Source organism: Verrucomicrobiia bacterium (assembly GCA_019634635.1).
GTDB lineage: Bacteria > Verrucomicrobiota > Verrucomicrobiia > Limisphaerales > UBA9464 > UBA9464.
Window position 1 is genome coordinate 56,582 of the sequence record JAHCBB010000009.1, and the last position, 23,258, is coordinate 79,839.

The 23,258-nt window shown below is 67.0% G+C and carries 14 protein-coding genes, 1 tRNA gene and 1 pseudogene; 12 read left to right on the top strand and 4 right to left on the bottom strand.

Annotation, left to right across the window (positions count from 1 at the left end):
* Positions 1 to 27: 27 nt before the first annotated feature.
* The 4 genes from KF791_08195 (at position 28) to KF791_08210 (ending at position 6,813) form a co-directional block, all read left to right on the top strand.
* Positions 28 to 3,330, top strand: a complete 3,303-nt coding sequence (locus KF791_08195; protein MBX3732560.1) for an efflux RND transporter permease subunit — start codon at positions 28 to 30, stop codon at positions 3,328 to 3,330.
* A 12-nt stretch (positions 3,331 to 3,342) separates the two neighbouring features.
* Positions 3,343 to 4,242 carry a helix-turn-helix domain-containing protein gene (locus KF791_08200; protein ID MBX3732561.1) on the top strand — a complete coding sequence of 300 codons (900 nt, stop codon included), beginning with the start codon at positions 3,343 to 3,345 and terminating at the stop codon, positions 4,240 to 4,242.
* Positions 4,239 to 6,155, top strand: coding sequence for a cation-translocating P-type ATPase (locus KF791_08205; GenBank protein ID MBX3732562.1), 1,917 nt, complete (start codon positions 4,239 to 4,241; stop codon positions 6,153 to 6,155). Before KF791_08200 ends, KF791_08205 begins: the two co-directional genes overlap by 4 nt.
* Positions 6,156 to 6,270: 115 nt before the next feature.
* Entirely contained in the window at positions 6,271 to 6,813 is a 543-nt protein-coding gene (locus KF791_08210; protein ID MBX3732563.1) for a cob(I)yrinic acid a,c-diamide adenosyltransferase, read from the top strand.
* 16 nt (positions 6,814 to 6,829) lie between these two features.
* On the opposite strand, the gene serS is transcribed toward KF791_08210, so the two are convergent.
* The gene (gene serS, locus KF791_08215; GenBank protein MBX3732564.1) at positions 6,830 to 8,131 is read right to left on the bottom strand and encodes a serine--tRNA ligase; all 1,302 of its coding nucleotides are present in this window, start codon (positions 8,129 to 8,131) and stop codon (positions 6,830 to 6,832) included.
* Between the two features lie 169 nt (positions 8,132 to 8,300).
* Here serS and KF791_08220 point away from each other — a divergent pair, with 169 nt between their 5' ends.
* From KF791_08220 to KF791_08235, 4 genes are all read left to right on the top strand, one after another.
* Positions 8,301 to 9,671, top strand: a complete 1,371-nt coding sequence (locus KF791_08220) for a hypothetical protein (protein MBX3732565.1) — start codon at positions 8,301 to 8,303, stop codon at positions 9,669 to 9,671.
* A gap of 31 nt (positions 9,672 to 9,702) precedes the next feature.
* A complete protein-coding gene (locus KF791_08225) occupies positions 9,703 to 10,335 on the top strand; it encodes a MarC family protein (protein ID MBX3732566.1) in 633 nt (210 codons plus the stop codon).
* Positions 10,336 to 10,381: 46 nt separating this feature from the next.
* Complete coding sequence (locus KF791_08230) at positions 10,382 to 10,984, top strand: ATP-binding protein (protein ID MBX3732567.1); 603 nt, start codon at positions 10,382 to 10,384, stop codon at positions 10,982 to 10,984.
* Between the two features lie 427 nt (positions 10,985 to 11,411).
* A complete protein-coding gene (locus tag KF791_08235) occupies positions 11,412 to 12,875 on the top strand; it encodes a hypothetical protein (GenBank protein ID MBX3732568.1) in 1,464 nt (487 codons plus the stop codon).
* Positions 12,876 to 12,898: 23 nt separating this feature from the next.
* On the opposite strand, the gene rsmB is transcribed toward KF791_08235, so the two are convergent.
* Complete coding sequence (gene rsmB / locus KF791_08240; protein ID MBX3732569.1) at positions 12,899 to 14,119, bottom strand: 16S rRNA (cytosine(967)-C(5))-methyltransferase RsmB; 1,221 nt, start codon at positions 14,117 to 14,119, stop codon at positions 12,899 to 12,901.
* Positions 14,120 to 14,245: 126 nt separating this feature from the next.
* On the opposite strand from rsmB, the gene KF791_08245 reads away from it, so the two are divergent.
* The 4 genes from KF791_08245 to KF791_08260 all read left to right on the top strand — a co-directional run bounded on the left by KF791_08245 (position 14,246) and on the right by KF791_08260 (position 18,348).
* Positions 14,246 to 16,216 carry a GreA/GreB family elongation factor gene (locus KF791_08245; GenBank protein ID MBX3732570.1) on the top strand — a complete coding sequence of 657 codons (1,971 nt, stop codon included), beginning with the start codon at positions 14,246 to 14,248 and terminating at the stop codon, positions 16,214 to 16,216.
* A gap of 79 nt (positions 16,217 to 16,295) precedes the next feature.
* Positions 16,296 to 16,946: an ATP-dependent Clp protease proteolytic subunit gene (locus KF791_08250; GenBank protein ID MBX3732571.1), complete on the top strand. Its 651-nt coding sequence runs from the start codon at positions 16,296 to 16,298 to the stop codon at positions 16,944 to 16,946.
* A gap of 3 nt (positions 16,947 to 16,949) precedes the next feature.
* Positions 16,950 to 18,206 (top strand): ATP-dependent Clp protease ATP-binding subunit ClpX, encoded by a 1,257-nt coding sequence (gene clpX / locus KF791_08255; GenBank protein MBX3732572.1) that lies wholly within the window; start codon positions 16,950 to 16,952, stop codon positions 18,204 to 18,206.
* 65 nt (positions 18,207 to 18,271) lie between these two features.
* A tRNA-Gly gene (locus KF791_08260) sits at positions 18,272 to 18,348 on the top strand.
* On the opposite strand, the pseudogene KF791_08265 reads toward KF791_08260, so the two are convergent.
* Together KF791_08265 and glgB are read right to left on the bottom strand one after the other, a co-directional pair.
* Positions 18,299 to 20,969: pseudogene (locus KF791_08265) on the bottom strand (DEAD/DEAH box helicase family protein). The gene KF791_08260 and the pseudogene KF791_08265 sit on opposite strands and share 50 nt — an antisense overlap.
* An 84-nt stretch (positions 20,970 to 21,053) precedes the next feature.
* The gene (glgB, locus tag KF791_08270) at positions 21,054 to 23,252 is read right to left on the bottom strand and encodes a 1,4-alpha-glucan branching protein GlgB (protein MBX3732573.1); all 2,199 of its coding nucleotides are present in this window, start codon (positions 23,250 to 23,252) and stop codon (positions 21,054 to 21,056) included.
* Positions 23,253 to 23,258: the final 6 nt, after the last annotated feature.

The window sequence follows — 23,258 nt, forward strand, 5'->3', positions numbered from 1 at the left end:
CCTTCCATCTCCCCGCAGCCGCCGGTCATGAAGCCGGAAGCCCCCAGTCCCCATCACGGCCTTGCCGGCCGGATCGCCGGTGTGTTCGTGAATTCGAAGCTCACGCCGCTGGCCATCGTGGCGTCACTGTTGCTGGGCATCGCCGCGGTGCTGCTGCTGCCACGTGAGGAGGAGCCGCAGATCAAGGTGCCGATGATTGACGTGCTTGTGGCGATGCCCGGGTTCTCGGCGCGCGAAGTTGCCGAGCGGGCGACCCGGCCGATGGAGAAGCTGCTTTGGGAGATCCCCGGGGTCGAATACCTCTACTCCACCTCCCGCGAGGGCGAGTCCCTGGTCGTCGTGCGGTTTCGAGTGGGCTCGGATCCGACCCTCAGCCTCGTGGCAGTCAGTGAAAAGCTCCGGAGCAATTTTGACCGCATCCCCCACGGGGTCTCCCCGCCGCTGATCAAGCCCCGATCCATTGACGATGTTCCAATCCTGACCCTCACCTTCCACAGCGCGCGCCACGACCATCTGATGCTCCGGCGCCTGGTCCAGCAGGTGGACGATGCGGTCAAGCAGGTGCCCGACGTTGCCGAAACGCAGGTGATCGGCGGGGTCCGCCGGGCGGTGCGCGTCCTCCTCGATCCCGTCGCCCTGGCCTCCCGGAATCTCACGCCCGCCGCGCTGGTGCCCATGCTGCAACAGGCCAACCGCCAGTTCCGCTCGGGTTGGCTTACCACGGATGACCGCGAGGTGGTGGTGGAGACGGGCGCCTTCCTGCGCTCGGCCGCCGAGGTGGGTGCGGTGGTGGTCGGGGTCAGCGACGGGCGACCGGTGTCCCTCCGCGAGGTGGCCACCATTGAGGATGGGGCGGACGAGGTGACCCAGTATGTCCTGTTCGGCCGGGGGGCCGGGGCCGGGGCCGGGGCCGGGGCCGGGGCCGGCGGTGAAGAGCCCGCCGTGACACTCACGGTCGCCAAGCGACCGGGGGCCAATGCCATTTCGGTCGTCCGCGATGTCCTGCGCCGGATCGAGCCGCTTCACGGTACCGTGATCCCTGCGGATGTCACCGTCACGGTGACCCGCGACTACGCCGCCACGGCGGCCGAAAAGTCCAACGAACTGCTCCTGCACATGGCGATCGCCGTGGTCGGCGTCTCCCTGCTCATCGGCATCGTCCTGGGCTGGCGCGAATCGCTGGTGGTGGCCGTGGCGATTCCCGTGACCCTGTCGCTGACCCTGCTGGTGTTCTACCTCCTCGGATTCACGCTGAACCGGATCACCCTCTTCGCGCTGATCTTCAGCATCGGCATCCTGGTGGACGACGCGATCGTCGTCGTGGAGAACATCGTCCGGCACCTTCGGTTCCCGGGGAACCGGGGGCGTCCCATCGCCGTGGTGGCGGTGGAGGCGGTGGGCGAGGTGGGGAACCCCACCATCCTGGCGACATTTGCGGTGATTGCGGCCGTCCTGCCCATGGCCTTCGTGGGCGGGCTCATGGGTCCGTACATGCGTCCGATTCCCATTGGCGCCACCGCGGCGATGGGCTGGTCGTTGCTCATCGCGTTTGTGGTCACGCCATGGGCCGCGATCCGGCTGCTGCGCGCCGACACGGGACACCACGGCACGGCTTCTGACGCCCACGAGGATCTGCTCACGCGGTCCTACCGGCGGGTCATGGCGCCGCTGCTGTCGCACGCCGCGTGGCGCTGGGGATTCCTGGCCGGCATCACCCTGCTGCTCCTGGCCGCGTTCGCGACCGTGCCCCTGGGCTGGGTCAAGGCCAAGATGCTGCCCTTCGACAACAAGAGTGAATTCCAGGTGATCCTGAACATGCCGGAGGGCACTTCGCTGGAACGGACCACCCGTGCGGCGCGCGAGATCGCGGCCTCGCTGCGCGACGAGCCCGAGGTCACCGACTACCAGATCTACGCCGGCGTCGCCGCCCCGTTTAATTTCAACGGACTCGTCCGCCACTACTTCCTCCGGTCCGGAGCCCACGTGGCGGACATCCAGGTCAACCTCCTCCCCAAGCACGCCCGCTCCGTCCAGAGCCACGAGTTCGTGAAGCGGATCCGGCCCCGCGTCGCCGCGGTCGCGGAACGTTTCGACGCCCGGGTCGCCCTGGCCGAGGTGCCGCCAGGACCACCGGTGCTCCAGACCCTCGTCGCGGAGGTGTACGGACCTGATGAAGCCGCCCGACGGCGCCTCGCGAATGAGGTGCGCCGCATCTTCCAGCAGACACCCGGGGTGGTGGATGTGGACTGGTATGCCCAGGCCGACCAGCCCAAGGCCCGCTTCGTCATTGATAAGGAAAAGGCCGCGTTGCATGGGATCAGCGCGGACACGATTTCCCAGACGCTGCGGATTGCCGTCGGGGGAGAATCCGTGGACCTCGTGCATCTCCCCGGGGAGAAGGAGGACGTGAACCTCATCCTCCAGCTCCCGCGAGCGGCACGCAACCGTCCGGAGGAACTCCTCGCGCTTCGCGTCCGCCGGGGCGACGCCAATGCACTGCCGGAACCGGGCGCCGCCGGGGTCGGCCCGCTGGTGCCGCTCCGCGAGCTGGTCCGCATCGAGCCGGGGGTCGTGGAACAGAGCCTGTACCGCAAGAACCTGATGCCGGTCACCTACGTGATCGGCGATGTCGCCGGTGAAGCGGAAAGCCCGGCGTACGCGCTCGCGCGGATGAACAAGGCCCTGGCCCGACTCGCGGACGCCGACGGCGGTGGCCACGTGACGGTGTACCACCTGGGCCAGCCGGAGTCGGAGGATCACCCCGCCGTGAAATGGGATGGCGAATGGCACATCACCCTCGAGGTCTTTCGAGACCTCGGCCTCGCCTTCGCCGCCGTGCTGGTCCTGATCTACGTGCTCATGGTTGGTTGGTTCCGCTCGTTTCTCACGCCGCTGATTGTCATGGTCGCCATTCCGTTCTCGCTGGTCGGGATCCTGCCGGCCCACGGATTGATGGGGGCGTTCTTCACCGCGACCTCCATGATCGGCTTCATGGCGGGTGCCGGCATTGTCGTGCGCAACTCGATCATCCTCGTGGATTTCATCGAGCAGCGGCTGGAAGAGGGCCTGCCGTTGGAGGCGGCGGTCGTGGATGCCGGCGCCGTGCGGTTCCGCCCGATGCTCCTCACCGCGATGGCGGTGGTCGTGGGGGCCTCCGTGATCCTGTTCGACCCGATCTTCCAGGGCCTGGCCATCGCCCTCATGGCCGGTGAGATTGCCTCGCTCCTGATCAGCCGCATGGCGGTGCCGGTGCTTTATTTCATGGCGGCGCCCCGCCGCATGCCCGGACCGGCAAGGCCCGGGCTTGCTGGGGCGGCGGAATCCGCCTAAGAGCGTGACCGAATGAATTTGCCGGAAAACCGCCAGGTTCTGGACGGCCTCTCGCGATCCCGGATCTTCGCCGACTACCAACGGGCATTTGGAGAGGCCACCGGACTCCCTTTGGCGCTGCGCCCGGTGGACGCCTGGCGCCCCGTCCACCAGGGCGATCCGCACGAAAATCCGTTCTGCGCCCTCATGGCCTCCAGAAGCCGTACCTGTGCCGCCTGCCTCGATGTCCAACAGCGCATCGCCGAAAATCCCGGTCCCGGTCCGCGCACCGTCACCTGTTTTGCCGGACTCAGCGATACCGCGATCCCGCTGCGGTTCGGCCATGAGCTGGTGGGATTTCTCCAAACCGGTCAGACCTTCGTGGGCCGATCCGGGGACGACCGCCAGTTCACCCGGGTGGCGCAGCAACTCCTCGACTGGGGTCTGACCACCGACCTTTCGAAACTCGAGGAGGCCTGGTTCCACACCCGGGTGCTCGCCCCGGAGCAGTACCAGGCGATGGTCCGCTTGCTCGCCATCTTTGCCCAGCACCTGGCCCTCGTGGGCAACCAGCTTCTGGTCCAGGAACGGACGGCGGAGCCGCCGTCCGTGACGCGGGCCCGGAAGTACATCGAGGAGCACCAGTCCGAGGCGATGCCCCTCGGCCGCGTGGCCCAGGCCGTGAACATGAGCAGTTTCTACTTCTGCAAGGTCTTCAAAAAGGCCACCGGATTGACCTTCACCGATTACGTGTCCCGGGTCCGGGTGGAGCGCGCCAAGAACCTGCTGCTCAATCCCAATGTCCGCGTCACCGAAGTGGCCTACGAGGTCGGATTTCAGACGCTGACGCACTTCAACCGGGTGTTTCGCAAGATTGTCGGTGAATCGCCCACCGCCTACCGGCAGCGGCTCCCGGGGCCGCGCGCGGCGTGAGAACCGCCCACATCACCGCCGCCACCGACCGCTGGCGTCCGATGGCGCTGCGAACCGGACTCTGCCTGGCGGCTGGGATCGGCGGCTGGGTGCTGCACTCCACCCTCCCACAGGCCTCGCTGGCCTGCTACGCCGTCGCCTACCTCGCCGGGGCGTGGGACTTGTCCCGATCGGTTGGCATGGATCTGCGGCGGCTCCGGTTCGACACGGAGTTCCTGATGCTGCTGGTGGCGGCCGGTGCCGCCGTGATCGGTGCCTGGGCCGAGGGCGCGCTGCTGCTGGTGCTCTTCGCAGCTTCGGCCACGCTGGAGGAATATGCGGCCGGACGCACCCGCAGAGAGATCAGTGCATTGTTGAAGGGCGCCCCCAAGGTGGCGCGTCGGCTGGAGGGCGGCACGGAACGCGAGGTCACGGTGGAGTCCCTGGCTCCGGGCGATGTGGTGCGGGTCACCGCCGGCGAGCAGCTGCCCGTGGATCTGGAAATCCTCCGCGGTGACAGCGCCTGCGACGAATCCACGCTGACCGGGGAAGCGGATCCGATGCCGAAACACCCCGGGGACACCGCCCTTGCGGGAACGCTGAACCTGTGGGGCGTTCTGGAGGGCCGGGTCCTCCGCCCGGCGGGTGACAGCGCGTTGCAGCGGATTATCCGACTGATTCACGAAGCCCAAGGCCAGCGGGCCCCGATCCAGCGGTTCACGGACCGGTTCGGCACCCGCTACACGGCATCCGTGGTGGGGGGGTGCGTCCTCTGGTTCTTCATTTCCTGGCAACTGCTGGACCACCCACCCTTTGTGGCCTCCGACACGGCTCGCAGCGCGTTCTATCGCGCCATGACCCTGCTCGTGGTCCTGTCCCCATGCGCTCTCGTCCTGTCCGTCCCCTCGGCGATCCTGTCCGCCATCGCCGCCGGCGCCCGCCACGGCGTCCTGTTCCGCGGCGGTGCCGCGGTGGAGACCCTTGCGGAGGTGACGGTCGTCGCCATGGACAAGACCGGCACCCTGACGGAGGGGCTCCTCCACCTCGAGGGCCTTGACCCGCTGGAGGGAGCGGAGACCGACCTCCAGCGGGTGGCTGCAAGCCTCGCCCGACTTTCGAACCACCCGGTGTCCAGGGCCATTGCCCGGGAACTTCGCCGGCAGGGGGTCGAGCCCGAAGCGGTGGACGGCACGGAAACGATCCCGGCCCAGGGAATCCGCGGCATCTGGCGGGACCAGCCCGTCGCCCTGGGCAGCCGGACCTGGGCAGCGCAGAACGGCGCGGATCCCGCAGCGCTGGATCGCCTTCCGCCGGTGGAAGGGGGCGGGTCGGTGTCCTGGGTGTGCGGTCCCGGACTCCTCGGACGCCTTCGCCTTCGGGATCAGCTGCGTCCGGCCGCCCGCGGTCTGGTCGAGCAACTTCGCGCCGGGGGACTCCGCACCGTCATGCTGACCGGCGACCGCGAAGCCGCGGCAAAACTCATGGGTGAAGCGGCCGGGGTGGATGAGGTCCGGTCCCAGCTCAGCCCGTCGGACAAGGTGGAGGCGGTGCGCGGGTTGCGCGAGGGTGGGGTTCGGGTGGCGATGATCGGGGACGGGGTGAACGACTCGCCGGTGCTCGCGGTGGCGGATGTCGGCCTGGCGATGGGATCCCGGGGATCCGACGCCGCCCTGGAGGTGGCCGACGTCGTGCTCATGAATGACCGCCTGGAAAACGTGCTCTTCGCCCGCGACCTCAGCCGTCGGGCGCGGACCATCATCCGGCAGAACCTGTTCATTTCCCTGGGAACCATGGCCGGGATGGCGGTGCTCAGCCTGGCTTCGGCCACATTGCCCCTCTCGCTGGGCGTTGCCGCGCACGAAGGCAGCACGGTGATTGTGGTGCTCAACAGCCTGCGGCTGCTGTTCACTCCGGGCCGCAAGGGCGCAACGTGATCCGGTTCTTCGCGCCCCGCCGGACGCGCCTTCGGGACGGCCGGGTGCCCCGTGAATCGCCCGTTCCGGGGTCGGGTTGCGTTTCCCCCGTTCCCCCCCATGCTGGCGGCTCAACATGGGAAGTATTGTCACGCGAACCGGCGATGCCGGCGCCACCGGGTTGATGTACAACCGCCGGGTCCCCAAGAACCACCCCCGGGTAGAGGCATACGGCAGCGTGGACGAGTTGAATGCCGCCCTTGGCCTGGCCCGGGCGCTCTGCCGCGCCCCGTTCCTGACGGAGACCCTCCACGAGCTGCAGCAACAACTGGTCGTGTTGATGGGGGAGCTGGCCACGGGAGTGGAGGACCTCGGACGTTACGTGCGCGACGGCTTTCAACTGGTGACCGCCGATCACGTGGCCCGGGTGGATGCCCTCGTGGCGGGCATTGAATCGCAGCAGATCTCGTTTCACGGGTGGGCAACGCCGGGCGCCACCCCCTGCGCCGCGGCGCTCGATGTGGCCCGCACCACCTGCCGGCGGGCGGAACGTCGGGTCGTCACCCTCCATGAATCCGGCGAACTCCAGAATGCCGAGATCGTGGTGTTCCTGAACCGGCTCAGCGACCTGCTCTGGCTGATGGCCCGATGGGCGGAGGCGCACGCCGAGGCGGGGTAAGCCAACCCGCGCTCCGTCACGCCGGGATGCGATCGGCCCCCAGGTGCGGCCGCAGGGGCTCCGGGATCGCGATGCTGCCGTCGGCCTGCTGATGGGTCTCGATCAATGCCACATACAACCGGGCCAGCGCGGTGCCCGAGCCATTGAGCACGTGCGGGAACCGGTTCTCCCCGGCGCCATCCTTGTACCTCAGGTTCATCCGGCGGGCCTGAAATTCCTCGGTGTTGGAGCAGCTCGACACCTCCAGAAAGGATCCCTGTCCGGGCGCCCAGACCTCGATGTCGTAGGTCTTCGCCGCGGCGAACCCCAGGTCGCCCGTGCAGAGGCTGATCACCCGGTAATGCAGCCCGAGCAACTGGAGCACCCGTTCCGCATCGCGGACCATGGATTCCAGCTCGTCATAGCCGGACTCCGGGGTGGTGATCTTGATCAGCTCCACCTTGTCGAACTGGTGAACCCGGATCATGCCACGGGTTCCCACGCCCGCGGCGCCGGCCTCGGCACGGAAGCAGGGCGAATAGGCGCAATAACGGACCGGCAGCCGCCCTGACGGGAGGATTTCTTCGCGATGAATGTTGGCCACCGGCGCTTCCGCCGTCGGCAGCAGGTAGAGCCGCCCCAGGGAGGCGGCATCGAGACCCTCCTGGACGGCATAGGCCTGGTCCCGAAATTTCGGGAACTGTCCGACGCCCACCATGCACGCCTCCCCGATGAGGTGGGGGGGTGCGACCTCCGTATAGCCATGAGCGACCGTGTGCAGTTCGAGCAGGAAATTGATCAGTGCCCGCTCCAGTCGGGCCCCCCAACCGGTGTACAGGAGAAACCCGGAGCCGCTGATCTTGGCGGCACGGGCGAAATCCACGAGCCCCAGCCGTTCGCAAAGCTCAATGTGATTGCGGGGTGCGAAGCCAAACGCTGCCGGGGCGCCGTGTCGGCGAACTTCCGGGTTGTCCGCCGCATCGTGCCCCGAAACCACGCTGGCATGGGGCAGGTTGGGCAGGGTCAACATCAGGGCGTCCCTCGCCGATTCGGCCTCCGCCACGGCACGGTCGAGCCCGCCAATCCTCTCCCCGAGTGCTCGAACCTCCGCCTTGCGCGATTCGGCCTCGGCCAGCTGCTTCCGGCCCATCAGCGACCCGATCTCCCTTGAGGCGCTGTTCCGCTGCGCCTTCAACTGGTCCACCTCCGTCACCGCCACCCGCCGCTGTTCATCCAGGGCCAGCAACGCGTCCAGACGCGTCTCATCCCCCCCGTGGCGGGTCGCCAGCCGGTCCCGGAATTCGTCCGGACGCTCCCGCAGCCGCTTGATGTCGAGCATGGGCCGGTGACCCTAGCCGGGTGTCCACCGAAGATCCAAGACTCCAATCGTTCCACCCGAAGTGGCATCCAAGGGGCGCGCTGTTCCCGGGAGCGCCGTCGGGCTGGCCACCCCTCGTGGACGCTGTCAGGCTGCGCCCGGTGGACCGACTGGACGATCACGACACCCAATGACGGCGGAATTCCCCCACGCCCGGCGCGCTCATGCCGTCCGCGACGCCCTGCCTCCCGGAGGGTTGTTCGCCGGCCAGACCTGGCGGGTCGCCCCGGAGCCGTTCCCTTTGAGCGCACCGCTCCTGCGGGAACTGGAAAACCTGGGCCGTGTCCTGCTGCAATTTTACCGGGCGGTGAACACGCTCTACCGGCGGAGTGCCGATGGGCGCGCCCCGGACTGGATCGCCACGCTGCTCGACCAGGGGAAACCCGCGGCCCTCATCGCCCTCCAGCGCGACCCGGCCTTTCGCCAGGACGTGCCCCGGGTTATTCGACCCGACATCCTGCTGACCGAGGAGGGCTTCGTGATCTCGGAGCTGGATTCCGTGCCCGGCGGGATCGGACTGACGCAGTGGCTCAATGAAGCGTACTCCGACCTGTCCCCGGAGGTCCCGGACGTCGTCGGGGGGCGCGAGGGCATGCGGGACGGCTTTGCCTCCATCTTCAGAAGTGGTGCCCGGGTGCACTTGGTGGTGTCCGAGGAATCGGCCGCCTACCGGCCCGAGATGGAGTGGCTGGCCCGCGGCTGGCCCGGCGGCGGCTGCGAGGTGCGGGATGCAAATTTCACGGGCTTTGGGGACGGCGATGCGGTGTACCGGTTCTTCGAATTGTTCGACCTTTCCAATGTCCCGTCTGCCGGGCGGCTCTTCGAGCTGGCCCGGGCGGGAAGGATTCAGGTCACCCCGCCCCCAAAGCCCGTGTTCGAGGAGAAGCTGCTCTTCGCGCTGCTCTGGAACCGGAATCTGCACGACTTCTGGCGTCAGGAGCTCGGGGATGCCTTCTTCCGGCGCCTCCGGGCCCATGTGCCGCGGACGTGGCTGCTGGATCCGTCACCGCTGCCCCCGTCCGCAGGCTACCCCGGCCTCGAGCTCACCGACTGGCGCCAGCTCAAGGGACTCAGCCAGCGGGAGCGCGAACTCATCCTGAAAGTCTCCGGTTTCCACGCTGACGCCTGGGGCGCGCGGAGCGTCCATCTGGGGAGCGACCTCAACACCGCCGACTGGAGTGCCGCGGTCGAGCACGCCCTGACCGCCTGGCCGGCGACCCCGCACATTCTCCAACGCTTTCACCGGCCTCGAATCGTGGAGTCCGCCTGGTTCGACTTTGAGCGAAACCTCTTGCAGCCCATGCCCGGACGCGTCCGCCTCTGTCCCTACTACTTCGTGCCCGGGGATCTTGACACCGCCCGCCCCCGGCTTGGCGGCGTGCTGGCGACGATCGTCCCGGCCGACAAGAAGATCGTGCATGGAATGAAGGACGGCATCCTCGCGCCGTGTTGCGAGGGCCCCGCTGCCCGACCGGCGGAAGCCTTGCCGATTGGGCTTTGAAATCCGGCCTGCGGGCCGGGAGGGTGCCGCCGTGTCGCTGTTGGAATACGCGCTGCTCGCGCTGAGCTCGTTGTTCGTGATCATTGATCCGATCGCGACCGTTCCGGCCTTTCTGGCGATGACGCCCCGCGACTCCCCGGAAGACCGCACGCGAATGGCCCGGCTGGCGTGCCAGGTTGCGGCGGTCCTGCTGCTGATCTTTGCCGTCGGGGGTCCGTGGGTGTTCCGGTTTCTCGGGATCAGCATTCCCGCCCTGCAAATGGCGGGCAGCGTCATCCTGATGTTGATCGCCCTCGACATGCTGCGCGCGGAGCGCTCACGCGCACAGGAAACCGTGGAGGAGGTCGAGGCGGGCGCCGCCAAGGACGACATCGCCGTGACCCCGCTTGCCGTACCGATGCTTGCCGGCCCGGGCGCAATCTCGACGGTGATCCTCCTGCACGCCAAGGCCGATTCCCTGGCCAAGCATGCCGCGCTGTTCGGGAGCATCCTGCTCGTCTGCGCCGCGAGCTACCTGGTGTTTGCCTTGTCCGCGCGGGGCGCCCGCTGGTTGAGCCCGATCGTTCTTCGCATCACCACCCGCGTCATGGGCCTGCTCCTCGCGGCCATTGCCATGCAGTTCCTGCTCAACGCGCTCCGCGAACTCAAGGTGGTTGCCCCCTGAGCCCGCCTCTTGTCCGCTGGGAGCTCGCCTGAAGTGCAACGGCGCCTTGCGATGGTTCTCGTCGCATGAGCCGTCTGCCGATCACGAGGCTGGTCCTCAAACGCTTCCGCAGTTTCCCCACGGCGACGCTCCCTTTGACAATCCGATCTTCGTGGTCGGACGCAACGGTTCCGGAAAAAGCAACCTCGCCGGCGCCTTTGGCTTTGTCTCCGAGGCGATGTCGTCTCCTTTGCAGGCGTTCTTTGACCGGCGGGGCGGCATTGCCTCCGTCCGAAATCGAAGTTCGGTGAGAAGTGCGCCACCGAACCTCGGCATCGCTTTCGAGTTCGGTCCCATCAACGGGATCGAGGGCGGGCGCTATGCCTTCGAGGAGAAGGCGCTCCCCAACGACGGCTATCGGATTGTTCACGAACAGTGTCTCGTACGAAACGCGCGAGGTTGTCGCATTACCGATGCCGACCTCAGGATTGTTTCCTGGCAGGGCGGCGCATCCCATCTGCTGCCGCTCTCGAAGACCAGCAGGGAGGCCATGCGCCAGCATCTCATGGGCGCGGGCGAATTGCTCCGATCCAATGCACTTCATGCCGACGACTTGTTCATCGGGCACGGGGATCTCCGCGATGGCGACCTCGTTGAGGCCCTCGAATGAAAAGAGGGGCGGTGCTCCCCAGCACCGCCCCCCCAACCTATGCGCCCGACGGACCGGCCATCATTCGTCTCTCGAGTCTGACAGCCGGGGTCAGGCTCCACCCAACAGCAAGTCCGACAGCCGGCCTGCCGGTTCGTTCGAAAAAACATTTCGTCCCGTCTCCCATTGGGTCCCGGGCCGCGACTGTTTCTGGAGCACGGAATCCCCCTGGGTGTCGAGGCCCGCTGGCTTGGGGCGGTTTGCCGCCCGGCCCGCGTGGAGGTGTGCGGAAGCACGGACGCCAGGCACGGTGCCGGCGGCCCTCTTCGCGCCGGTGAAGCATCGGCCCCGTCGTCATTCGATGGACAGCCCGCCGGACAGGGTGGTCGGGGCACTTTGGCGTTGAGGCCGTACGATCGCGGGAGCCACGCTCCCGGGGCTCACCTTGATGCAAACGGCCTCCACCAATTGGACTCCGGGACGCCGGCGCGTTTGGTGGACGGCCCTGCCAGTCACGCTCCTCGCCGCGATCGCCGTCGCCACGCTGGCACCCGTGGATCTCGATCCTCAACTCTCCGCCTCCTGGCGGATGGCCACCGAAGCCCGGCTTTCCGCGTCGGAGACTTCCTCCGGCGTTGCGACAGCGTCGCTCCGGGCGGGGTTTGCTCGAACGCGACTCACTCCGGCCCTGGGAGTATCCGGTGGCAACCCGGCGCTCGGCGAATTCGATGCGATCCCGCTTGCCGGCTACGGGAACCGCAAGGGCCAGCCCGCAACCGGGGTGCTGGATGACGTCTGGGTCAAGGCGGTGGCCTTCGCCGTCGCTGGTCGCACCGGGGTCGTGGTGTCGGCGGATGCCCTGATCATCCCGCGAGAAGTCGCCCTGCAAGCCACGGACGCTGTGACCGCTGCCACCGGACTCCGTCGAGACCAGATCTTTTTCGGGGCCACCCACACGCATTGCAGCCTTGGCGGTTGGGGCGAGGGGCCCGTAGGGCAAGCCTTTGCCGGCCCGTTTCACCCGGGGGCGGTGGTTTGGTTTGCCGGGCAGTTGGCCGCGGCGGTTCGCGAAGCGGTCGCCGATCTGACGCCCGCATCGCTGGGTACGGGAGGGTTTGAGGCGCCGGAGTGGGTCCGCAATCGCCTGGTCGGCGAACAGGGACCGGTGGATGCCCGCTTCAGCCTGATTCGCGTCCGGCAGGAGGACGGCGATGAGGCCGTCATCGGAAGTTACGGCGCCCACGCAACGGTGCTCGGCGCGTCCACGATGCGGTTCAGCGGGGACTATCCGGGGGCGTGGCAGCGGACGATGGAACGGAACTCTGGCGGCCTTGCCCTGTTCCTCGCGGGCGCCGTCGGCAGTCAGGGCCCCAGGACCCCGGTGGGCGGCCCGGACGGTGCCACCGCCATGGGCGAGGCCCTGGCGACTGCGTCCCGCAAGGCCCTCGCCGAAATTTCCATGAGCCAGGAAGTGATCTTCGGGCAGGCTTCCGTGGAGGTCGGGCTTCCAGAACTTCAAAACCGCATCCTGGATGGCGTCCGCCTCCGCCCCTGGCTGGCCCGCCGGCTCCTGCCGCCGCTGGCTGCGGACGTCTGGATCCAGGCGGTCCGGATCCAGGATGCCGTCTGGTGCTCGACCCCGTGCGACTACAGCGGGGAGCTGGCGCTGGCACTTCGCGGGGATGCCTGCCTCCGGGGGCTGGATGCGGTGGTCACCAGCTTCAACGGGGACTACATCGGCTACGTGATTCCCGGAAAATATTTCCACCTCGGAGGCTACGAATCGCGGGTCATGAGCTTCTACGGACCCAACATCCCCGACTATTTTGACGGCGTGCTCCGACGGTTGATGCACCGGTTGTCGCCGGCGGCCAGCGATCCTGTCGTGAACTCCGGGCCGGGGCGGCACTGAAGGGGGCTACCGCTCCTCTGGCGTCAGTCGCGAGCGCTTGGTGCCCGCCGCAGCCGGGCGGCGTAGGCGCCATCCACGCCATCGGTCACCGGATGCAACTGCCGCTCCACTTCAAGGAGGAACTCCGGGGCTTCCGCCAGGAAGCGATCCACCACCTCGCGGTTCTCGGCGGCTTCCAGGCTGCAGGTGGAGTACACCAGCCGTCCGCCCGGCTTCAGCCGGGCCGCGAGCGGGCGCAGGAGCTCCAGTTGACGCGATGCCAGGGCCTGGAGGGCATCGGATTGCAGCCGCCAACGCGACTCCACGCGGCGTCGCATCACCCCGGTATTGGAGCAGGGCACGTCGGCCAGGATGCCGTCGAATGCAGCATCGGAATCCGGAGCGGATTGCCGGATCTCCACAAAACCGGCCCCGAGGCGGGCACAATTCTCGCGCAGCAGCTCGAGGCGGGATGCCGAGAGGTCCTCCCCCACCAGACGCCCGGAGCCCGCCTGCAACTGGGCGATGAAGGTCGTCTTGCCTCCGGGTGCCGCGCAGGCATCGAGCAGAACCTCGCCCGGCTGCGGATCGAGCAGCGTCACGGCCAGCAGTGTGCTGGGATCCTGCACGTAGAAGCCGCCGTCCTGAAAGGAGGCCAGTTCGGGCAGGGGTGGATGCGTCTCGAGGTCAAACATCCGTGCCGCAGGAGCCCAGTCCACCGGCCGCGAACGGAAGGCGACTCCCTCCGCGGCCCAACGCGCGGTGAGCGCCTCCGGACGGGTGCGCAGGGTGTTGACCCGGACGCTCACGCCGGGTGGGGTGTTGTTCCATGCCAGGAGCTGCTGGAGCTTCTCCGGGCTCCAGATCCGGGCCCATCGCTGAACCAGCCATGTCGGATGAGACCAGCCCGTCGCCGGATCGGACCGCCGCAGACTCGCGAGTGCGGCCCGGATGGCGTCGCGTTCGCGAGCCGTCCCGCGCAGGAACGCGTTGACGAAACCGCTCTGATGGGCACGTCCTGCGCGGCGACACAGCTCAACCGCATCGTTCACCGCCGCGTGGTCCGGGATGCGATCGAGCCAGAGCAGTTGGTAGAGGCCCAGCCGCAGCGTTTCGAGCACCCGGGGGTCCTGGGCTCGGGCTCCCTGGCGCCTGGCGACGAGCCAGTCCAGTGTGGTCCTCCAGCGCAGCACACCAAGAACCAGTTCCCGGGCAAGCCGGCGGTCCGCCGGTCCGAGGGCGCAAAAGTCGGGATCAGCGTCCATCCGATGTTCCGCGAAATCCCCCGGCAGGCCCATGGAGCACAGGAAGCGGAACGCAAATTGTCTTGGTGCGGAAACCATCGAACCGGCATACTGCCCTCCTGTCCCCAGTGGGACAATTTTTGCCTGATGAAAGAGGAAATGGATCAATTGGTGGCCGCCGGAAAGATTCATCCGAAGCATGTGGCGTCGCTCACGGCGTTGATGGAGGCGGGGTTCTGCCAGCACAAGAGCTGGGGGTTTGGGAAGGTGAAGACCCTCGACGGAATCGCCGGCCGCCTCCTGATTGATTTTCACGGAAAGCCGGGGCACGCGATGGACCTCACCTTTTCGGCGGAATCCCTGAGGCCGATCAGCAAGGACCACATTCTGGCCCAGAAACACTCCAACCTGAAGGGACTCCAACAAATGGCGGCGCTGCACCACCTGGAGGTGGTGAAGCTCGTCTTGGACAGCCATGGCGGCCGGGCCACCGCGGATCAGATCCAGGCCATGCTGGTGCCCGACGTGATCCAGAGTGACTGGAAGAAATGGTGGGAGGCGGCGCGTGCCGAGCTGAAGAAGGACGGCCATTTTCTCGTGCCGCTGAAGAAGACGGATCCCGTCGTGTATCAGGCCGAGGAACTGCCGATGGCGGCGCGGCTTCGGGCCGAGTTTCAGGCGGCGCGTGGCCTCAAGGCCCGGGTGGCCGTCGCGCATGAGGTGCTTCGGAGCCTTCCCGACATCTCCGATCCCGCACTGGTGGACGAAGTGATCGCGCAGCTCAACGCCGACATCCAGAGCCACCTCAACACCCGCCAGTCGGAGACCCTGGAGGGCATCTTCGTGCGCGACGACCTGCGGGTCGCCGCCCAGCGGTCCGCGCCGGAAGGGGAGACCGCCGCGCGCGATGTCTGGTCGCAGCGAATCCGCCTGCGGGAGATCTTTGACGAACTCCCGGCGGCAAAACACCGGCGCACACTCGAGTCGTTCCGAGACTCGGTGCCCGACTGGGCACCCCAGATCGTGCTGCTGATCAACGACGTTCCGGCCAAGCTCGCCGGCGAGGCGGCCCGGATCCTTCTCCAGGAAAACAAGGGGCCCCTGCTCAAGGACACGCTGGCCCGCCTCATCAGCCAGCATGGCGCCAGCAGCGAGCTGCTCCTCTGGTTTGGCAAGGAGCGCAACGACTACTTTGCCGACCTGCTGACGCCGGAGGTGTTCCGCTCGATGCTGACGGCGATCGAACGCGACCAGTTTCTTGAAAAGAAGAACAACCGCCTGCGCGACCATGTGCTCGAGGACCAGCAACTGCTCCCGGACCTCATCGAATCCGCCGACATCGAGGTCATCCGTGACCTCACCCGCACCCTGCAGCTGAGCCCCAGCTTCGACGACATGGACAAGCGCTCCCTGCTGGCGCGGATTGTGAAGATGTACCCGGCCATCCAGGAGATGATCACCGGGGAGCATTCGCGCGAGGACCGAACGTTCCTCGTCAGCTGGGCCAGTCTCGAACGGCGCAAGGGGGAATATGAGGACCTGGTCCAAAAGGCGATCCCCGCGAATGTCCGGGACATCGCCCTGGCCCGAAGCTATGGCGACCTGCGGGAGAACGCGGAGTACAAATTTGCCAAGGAACAGCAGAAGGTGCTCAACCGCCGGAAACACGAATTGGAGGCCCAGCTGAGCCGCGCACGAGGGACGGACTTTACCAACGCGCGCGGCGACGTCGCCTCCATCGGCACCTCGGTGACCGTGACCAATCTGGATTCCGGACAGCCCGAGGTTTTTCACCTCCTGGGCGCGTGGGATGGTGATCCCGACCGCGGCATCCTGAGCTACCTGTCCCCGCTGGCCCAGGCCCTCCTCGGCAAGGGGGCCGGCGCCGAAGTCGCCGCCGGCGAGGCGGGCAGCCGCCGCCGCTTTCGTATTGAAGCGATCGGCCTCGCCGACCCGGCCCTTTGGACACCGGCGTTGCGCCCGGAACCGGCCGCCCCGGAGCCGGAGCCGGCCGCACCCGCAGTGGCTGATGCTCCACCGACCGCGCCCCCGCCGGATTCTCCTCCGGTGATGGCGTCCGGACCCGTCGGCAATGCGGTGTCCACGCAGCCGGCCTGAGCCGGAACCCGGCAACGACACGCTGGATTCCGGCCGGTTTCTTGACGCTCCACAGGGCCGCCCGTAGGCTGGACCCGCCTTGAAAAACGAGCCGATTCGCAACTTCAGCATCCCCTACGTCATTGAACAGGAGGGCCGCTCCGAGCGCGGTTACGACCTGTACAGCCGCCTGCTGAAGGACCGCATCGTGTTCCTCGGAACTCCGGTGGACGACATGGTCGCCAACGTGATTGTCGCCCAGTTCCTCTTCCTGCAAATGTCGGATCCAAAAAAGGACATCCACTTTTACATCAATTCGCCGGGGGGATCCGTGACCGCGGGCCTGGCCATCTACGACACCCTGCAATGGCTGACCTGCGACGTGAACACCTACGTGGTGGGCATGGCGGCAAGCATGGGCGCCGTGCTGGCCTGCGCCGGAACCAAGGGCAAGCGGTTTGCCCTGCCCAACGCCGACATCATGATCCACCAGGTGCTCGGAGGCGCCGAGGGCCAGGCAAGCGACGTGGAGATCCGGGTCCGGCACATGCTCCGTCTCAAGAAGCGTCTCAACGAGATTCTGAGCCACCACACGGGCCAGCCCTACGAAGCGGTGGAAAAAGCCTGTGACCGCGACAATTTCATGACCGCCGAGGAGGCCCGCGATTTCGGGCTGGTGGACGAGGTGGTCGTCTCACGCCGCGAGGTGCCCTCCCTGGTCGCCACCGACACCCGCCCGCCCGGAACCTGAACCATGGCCCGCGCCCACCAGATCACGATGTGCAGCTTCTGCGGCAAGAGCCGCTCCGAGGTCAAGAAGCTGATCGCGGGTCCGGGGGTCTACATTTGCGACGCGTGTGTCGGCGTCTGCCAGAACGTCCTCGCCAAGGAATTTCGCGATGATTCCCAGCGCGAGGTCCGCCGGGTGAGCATCCCCAAGCCGGCGGAATTGAAGCGGCAGCTCGATGGCCACCTCGTCGGCCAGGAGGACGCCAAACGGACCCTCAGCGTCGCGGTGTACAACCATTACAAGCGGATCCTCAACCCTCCGGACCCCGCCGCGACGGACGACGTCGAGCTTCAAAAAAGCAACGTCCTCCTGATTGGTCCAACCGGCTGCGGGAAGACCCTTGCCGCCCAGACCATCGCCCGGTTGATTGACGTGCCCTTCGCGATCGCCGACGCCACGTCGCTCACCGAGGCCGGCTACGTCGGCGAGGACGTCGAGACCATCATCCTGCGCCTCCTCCAGAATGCCGACTACGACGTCAAGCGCGCGCAGATGGGCATCGTATACGTGGACGAAATTGACAAGCTCGCCCGCAAAACGGAGAACGTCTCCATCACGCGCGACGTCAGCGGGGAGGGGGTGCAGCAGGGGCTGCTGAAGTTGCTTGAAGGAACCGTATGCAATGTGCCGCCCCAGGGGGGACGCAAGCACCCGCAGCAGGAGTACATCCGGATAGACACCACCCACATCCTGTTCATCTGTGGCGGTGCCTTCACGGGGCTCGACCGCATCATCCAGCGACGGCTGGGACACCGCATCATCGGGTTCAACGCGTCCGGGGACGCGGCAACCGCCGTCGAGAGCCGCGGCGACATGTTGCGCCGGATGGAACCCGAGGATCTGGTTTCCTTCGGATTCATCCCGGAGTTCATCGGCCGGCTTCCGGCCGTCAGCGTGCTCGATGAGCTGACCGAAGACGACCTGGTGCGAATTCTCGTGGAGCCAAGGAATGCGCTGGTGAAGCAGTTTTCGCGGCTGTTCTCCCTGGATGGCGTCGACCTGGAGGTCACCGCCGATGCGTGCCGTGCGCTCGCGGCCGAGGCGATTCGCAAGGGGACCGGGGCACGGGCCCTCCGGAGCCTGATGGAGCGCCTGATGCGCGACCTGATGTTCGAGATCCCCACTTCATCAGACATCGCCGGCATCACCCTGACCGCGGCCGCGGTCCGCGGAGAGGCCCCGCCGCTGATCCGGCGGCGCCCCGAGGCTGCCGCCGCCTGAATCGCAACCGGAAAACTCCGCTTGCAAACCTCGGGGCCTTCCACAATCTCTCCTCCGCAGCGAGTGCGAGCGTAGCTCAGCCTGGTAGAGCGTCACCTTGCCAAGGTGAATGTCGAGGGTTCGAATCCCTTCGCTCGCTCCAATCTTTCCGACCCCGGAGGCTTGTCGGCTCCCGGGTTTTTTGTCGGGATCCCGGACTCTGGGTTTCGAACGCAGACGCCGCTGGCGTGGGCAAGCGCACGAAGGATCCGGTCCAGCACCTCATCAAGCCGCTCGGTGGCATCTGATGTCAGAAATCTGAGGATCCGATACCCGTTCTCTTGGAGCAGCGCGTCCTTTCGCCGGTCGCGACGGTAGGCCTCTGCGTCCGCAAGGTGCTGCGGGCCGTCCAACTCCAGCACCAGTCGGGCGGACGGATCCAGGAAGTCCACCTCCATCTCCCCAGCGCCATCGAATGGCAGCGGCAAAACGGCGTTGAGCGTGAAGCGCCCGGACGTCGCTGCGAGAGTCTCCAGCCGCCGAAACAGAAAGGCCTCGACAGCGCTGCGGGCACGATCCGCACCCCGGGATTCCGGGGAGGGCGTCCCGGCCGATGCGACGAACAGACGCCCCAACGAAGGATCCACGCCGTCCCGGACCAGTCTCCGAACGCTGGCGGCGTAGTCCCGTTTCCACTCCGGATCCACTGGAAGCGGCACGTCCGGGGGCCAACCTGGCAGCGCACTCGCCGGGAGCAGGACCACATACCCGACCGCCTCATAACCCCGGCAGCGCCGGTCAAACATCCGGCTGAGCATCGGCACGTCGAGGTCCGCATAGTCGTACACGCGCACAACCCGCTTGCCCTCCCGCAGCCGGTGCAGCCTTCCCACATACTGCGCCACCGTCCCGTGCCACGACACAGGCAGGGTGAGGAACAGCGTATCCAGGGACGGCTCGTCAAAGCCCTCTCCGACGTATCGGCCCGTGGCGAGGATCACCCGGCCACCGGCATCGGGCGCCTGCGCGAGTCCCGCCAGAATGGACTTGAGCGCCCGGCGGCCCAAGCCTCCGCGAAGCACCACCAGATTCGGAACGGCTCCGCGCAGCGAAGCCTCCAGGCGCTCCAGATGATCCGTCCGCTCCGTGAGCACCAACGGCCGGCGTCCCTCATGAACGGCCTCCACAACCTCCCGGCAGATCCTGGCATTGCGTGGGTCATCCGAAGCCAGCGCCTCGCAGAGCTGACGAAACGCAACGCGAGGATCGGGGTCGGGAGCCTGATGCGGACGGAACCCGGTCGGGCGCACCATCACTTCATGGCGAAACGGGCGCGTGGCGGCCTGGCGCCTGGCGTCCACACGATGACGCACCGGGCCACACTGCATGAACAGGATGGGATGATGGCCGTCCTTGCGGGTGATCGTTGCGGAAAGTCCGGTCACGAACCGTGCCCGGACCCTGCGAATGACCTGCTCGAAGCTCGCGGCGGAGACGTGATGACATTCATCCACCACCACCTGTCCGTAGCCACCGACCCCGTCGTCCACAATCCCGCCGCGAACGAGACTCTGGATCAATGCGACGTCCAGATGTCCCGTCAGACGTCTCCGCCCCCCGCCCAGCCGTCCGATGGATTTCGACGGGATATCGAGGAATGCGGCCAGCCGTTCGATCCACTGCTCCAGCAACTGCTGCCGGTGCACCAGCACCAGGGTGTTCACCGCCCGGGCCGCGATGAGCCACGCGGCAACCACGGTCTTCCCAAACGCGGTCGTCGCAGAAAGGACGCCGGTGTCGTCGGCCATCAAGGCGTCCGCAGCCTGTTGTTGCTCCGGGCGCAGGGTTCCGTGGAAGCGGACGGACAGGGGCGTTCCGGCCTGTCGCTGATCCCGCAGATTGGCGGCGATGCCCAGCGAAGCCATCAATTGCCGGACCTCCTCCACGCAGCCGCGTGGCAGCCCGAGGTAGTCCTCCGTATCCTCGGCACAACTGATGATGCGCGGCAGCTTCCGCGTCGGCAGCCGCATCGCCTGTGCCCGGTGAAAGCCGGGCGATTCCGGCAAGGTAATCCCACGGATCGGCGCAGGGCTGCAGGGCCTCGTCAAGAAAGACACTGTTCCCGCGATTCCGCGCCTCCCGCTGCAGCGGCAGCGCGATCAGGTTGCCAAGACCGCCCCTGGGCAGGGTGTCCTGGTTGGGAAACAGCCGGTCGTAGGATCGCAGGCCGAGTTCAGGACGGGATTCCATGGCCTCGGTCAGCACCCAAGAGGCGAGCCTCCGCGCCAGCGTCGCCGGAAGGGCCTGATCGAAAAAGATCCAGGCATGGCCACCATTGCCGGAGCGTGAGCGCTCGCAGGCCACCGGAATGCCCAGGTCGCGCCCGGCGCCGGCGAAGGCACGGAGATCGTCCTTCCAGCCGTCGCCATCGAAGTCCGCCGCCACCCAATGGCAGGTGTCGTCCACCAGCAGCGGGTAGCACCCCATTACGAACGGTTTGCCGGAGGCATCCCGGCCGGACAGGTGCCACCGGATGACCTCATCCGTCACCGCCAGAAAGAGGCGGTGCGGGCACTCGAGGCATTTGACCCGGGGCTTCTCGCAAATCCCCCGCACCCACTCGTTGGCGCAAGCCGGGGCATATCCGGAACGTCCGGTCCGGAGATTCTCAAACCGACGCGGGTAGACATCGTCGCGTCCCCGGAACAACGAGCGGAACAAAGCAATCTTCTCCGCCGCCGGCGAGTGGCCGTTCACGCCGCGTTCGGGCACGGGCACGGGCATGGAGCCGGTTGCCGTCGTCGTCGCACTCATGGGACATCGGGAAGCGGTTTGGCGCAGGCCGAAGTGCGGCCCTCCACGGTCCGATCACGGCTCCCGCCGGAACACGATCACGCTCAGCGGCGGGAGGGTGAACGCGGCGGAGTGCCGCTGGTTGTGGACCGCGTAATCCTCCGCAATCACCCCGCCGGCATTGCCCAGATTGCCACCTCCATAGGCGGCTGCATCGCTGTTGAGCACTTCCGACCATCGCCCGGGCAGCGGCAGGCCAACGCGATAGGCGTACAGCGGATTCGGGGTGAGGTTCAGGATCGCCAGGACATGGTTGCCGGTCTCGCGGTCGTGCCGGATGAAACTCATCACGCTGTTGGCATGGTCGCCGCAATCCACCCACCAAAAGCCGTCCGAATCGTAATCCCCCCGCCACAGCGCGGGCTCCGAGGTGTAGAACGCGTTGAGGTCCGCCACCCACTTCCGGACCCCCGCGTGGTAGGGGCCCGCCTCCAGCAGCCACCAGTCGAGTTCCGCATTGGCATTCCACTCCGCGGACTGCCCGAACTCGCCGCCCATGAAGAGCAGTTTCTTGCCGGGGAACATCCACTGGTGGCCCAACAGCGCCCGCAGATTGGCGAACGCCTGCCAGTCGTCCCCGGGCATCCGCTGCCGGAGGGATCCCTTGCCATGCACCACCTCGTCATGGGACAGCGGCAGCACGAAGTTCTCGTGACCGTGGTACAGCATGGCAAACGTGAGGTCGTTCTGGTGGTAGCGGCGATGGATGGGGTCGCGCTGAAAATAGCCGAGGGTGTCGTGCATCCACCCCATGTTCCACTTGAGCGTAAACCCCAGCCCGCCCAGCCAGGGAGGACGTGAAACCATCGGCCACGCGGTGGATTCCTCGGCGATGGTCACCACGCCCGGATGATTGACGCCCACGTGGTGGTTGAACCCCTTGAGAAACTCGACCGCTTCGAGGTTCTCCCGGCCACCATGCGCATTCGGGATCCATTCGCCCTCCTTGCGCGAATAGTCCAGGTAGAGCATCGAGGCGACGGCGTCCACCCGCAGGCCGTCCACGTGGAACCGCTCGCACCAGAACAGGGCGTTCGCGATGAGAAAATTCCGCACCTCGTGCCGTCCGAAGTTGAAGATGAGGGTTCCCCAGTCCTGGTGCGCCCCCTGACGCGGGTCGGCATGTTCATACAGCGACGTGCCATCGAACTGCGCGAGGGCCCAGGTGTCCCTCGGGAAGTGCGCGGGCACCCAGTCCACAATCACACCGATCCCGGCCTCATGAAGGGCATTCACCAGGAACTGGAAGTCGTCGGGCGTTCCGAAACGGCTGGTCGGGGCGTGGAAGCCGGTGACCTGGTAGCCCCAGCTCGGGTAAAAGGCGTGCTCGGCGACCGGCAGGAACTCCACATGGGTGAAGCCCAGCCGGCGCACATACTCGATCAGCGGCGCCGCCAGCTCGCGGTAGCCCAAGGCTTCCCAGCCGGATTTTCGGCGCCAGGAACCGAGGTGCATTTCGTAGATGCTCATCGGACGCCGCAGCGGGTTGGCCTCCGCCCTGCCGCGGATCCATTCGGCATCCGTCCAAACAAACCGCCGGTTGTTCCAAACAACCGACGCATGCTTGGGCGGCACCTCGTACAGCGATGCAAACGGGTCGGTCACGACCTTCAGGTTGCCGTGGGCATCAAGCAGTTCGAACTGGTACAGCGCCCCCTCGCCGACCCCCGGAATGAAGAGCTCCCAGATGCCCGAGGATCCCAGGAGTCGCATCGGATGCCTCCGCCCGTCCCAGGCGTTGAAGTCCCCGACCACCGAAACCCTGCGGGCATTCGGCGCCCACACCGCGAAGGCAGTGCCCTGGACGCCGTCCGGATCGCGCAGGTGAGCGCCAAGGACATCAAACAGGCGCTGGTGGTTGCCCTGATTGAACAGGTATTGGTCCGTCTCACCGACGCTGGGAAGGAAGGAGTAGGGGTCGCGCCCCTGGAACCGGCTCCCGGCGCCATCGGTCACGACGAGGTCGTACGCGTACACCGCGCGCGCCTTCCGGCTGACGCCCTCAAACACGCAGGTGTCTCCGAGTCGCTTCAGGGCGAACCGGGGGCCGGCACCGGCATGAACGGGAACCACCTCCACCCGGGCGGCTCCGGGGATCATCGCCCGCGCGACCAGCCCGGAGCCATCACCCAGCGGCTGCAACCCCAGCAACGAGTGGGGGGAAGGATGCAGCAGGTGGCTGAGCGACTCCAGTTCCGCCGGCGCCAGGATCATGGTCGG

Excerpts from the sequence above, each read along its gene's own strand:
- KF791_08195 (MBX3732560.1), top strand. The coding sequence starts at position 28 with ATGAAGCCGGAAGCCCCCAGTCCCCATCACGGCCTTGCCGGCCGGATC.
- KF791_08200 (MBX3732561.1), top strand. The coding sequence starts at position 3,343 with ATGAATTTGCCGGAAAACCGCCAGGTTCTGGACGGCCTCTCGCGATCC.
- KF791_08210 (MBX3732563.1), top strand. The coding sequence starts at position 6,271 with ATGGGAAGTATTGTCACGCGAACCGGCGATGCCGGCGCCACCGGGTTG.
- serS (MBX3732564.1), bottom strand. The coding sequence starts at position 8,131 with ATGCTCGACATCAAGCGGCTGCGGGAGCGTCCGGACGAATTCCGGGAC.
- KF791_08220 (MBX3732565.1), top strand. The coding sequence starts at position 8,301 with ATGACGGCGGAATTCCCCCACGCCCGGCGCGCTCATGCCGTCCGCGAC.
- KF791_08235 (MBX3732568.1), top strand. The coding sequence starts at position 11,412 with ATGCAAACGGCCTCCACCAATTGGACTCCGGGACGCCGGCGCGTTTGG.
- rsmB (MBX3732569.1), bottom strand. The coding sequence starts at position 14,119 with ATGGACGCTGATCCCGACTTTTGCGCCCTCGGACCGGCGGACCGCCGG.
- KF791_08245 (MBX3732570.1), top strand. The coding sequence starts at position 14,246 with ATGAAAGAGGAAATGGATCAATTGGTGGCCGCCGGAAAGATTCATCCG.
- clpX (MBX3732572.1), top strand. The coding sequence starts at position 16,950 with ATGGCCCGCGCCCACCAGATCACGATGTGCAGCTTCTGCGGCAAGAGC.
- glgB (MBX3732573.1), bottom strand. The coding sequence starts at position 23,252 with ATGATCCTGGCGCCGGCGGAACTGGAGTCGCTCAGCCACCTGCTGCAT.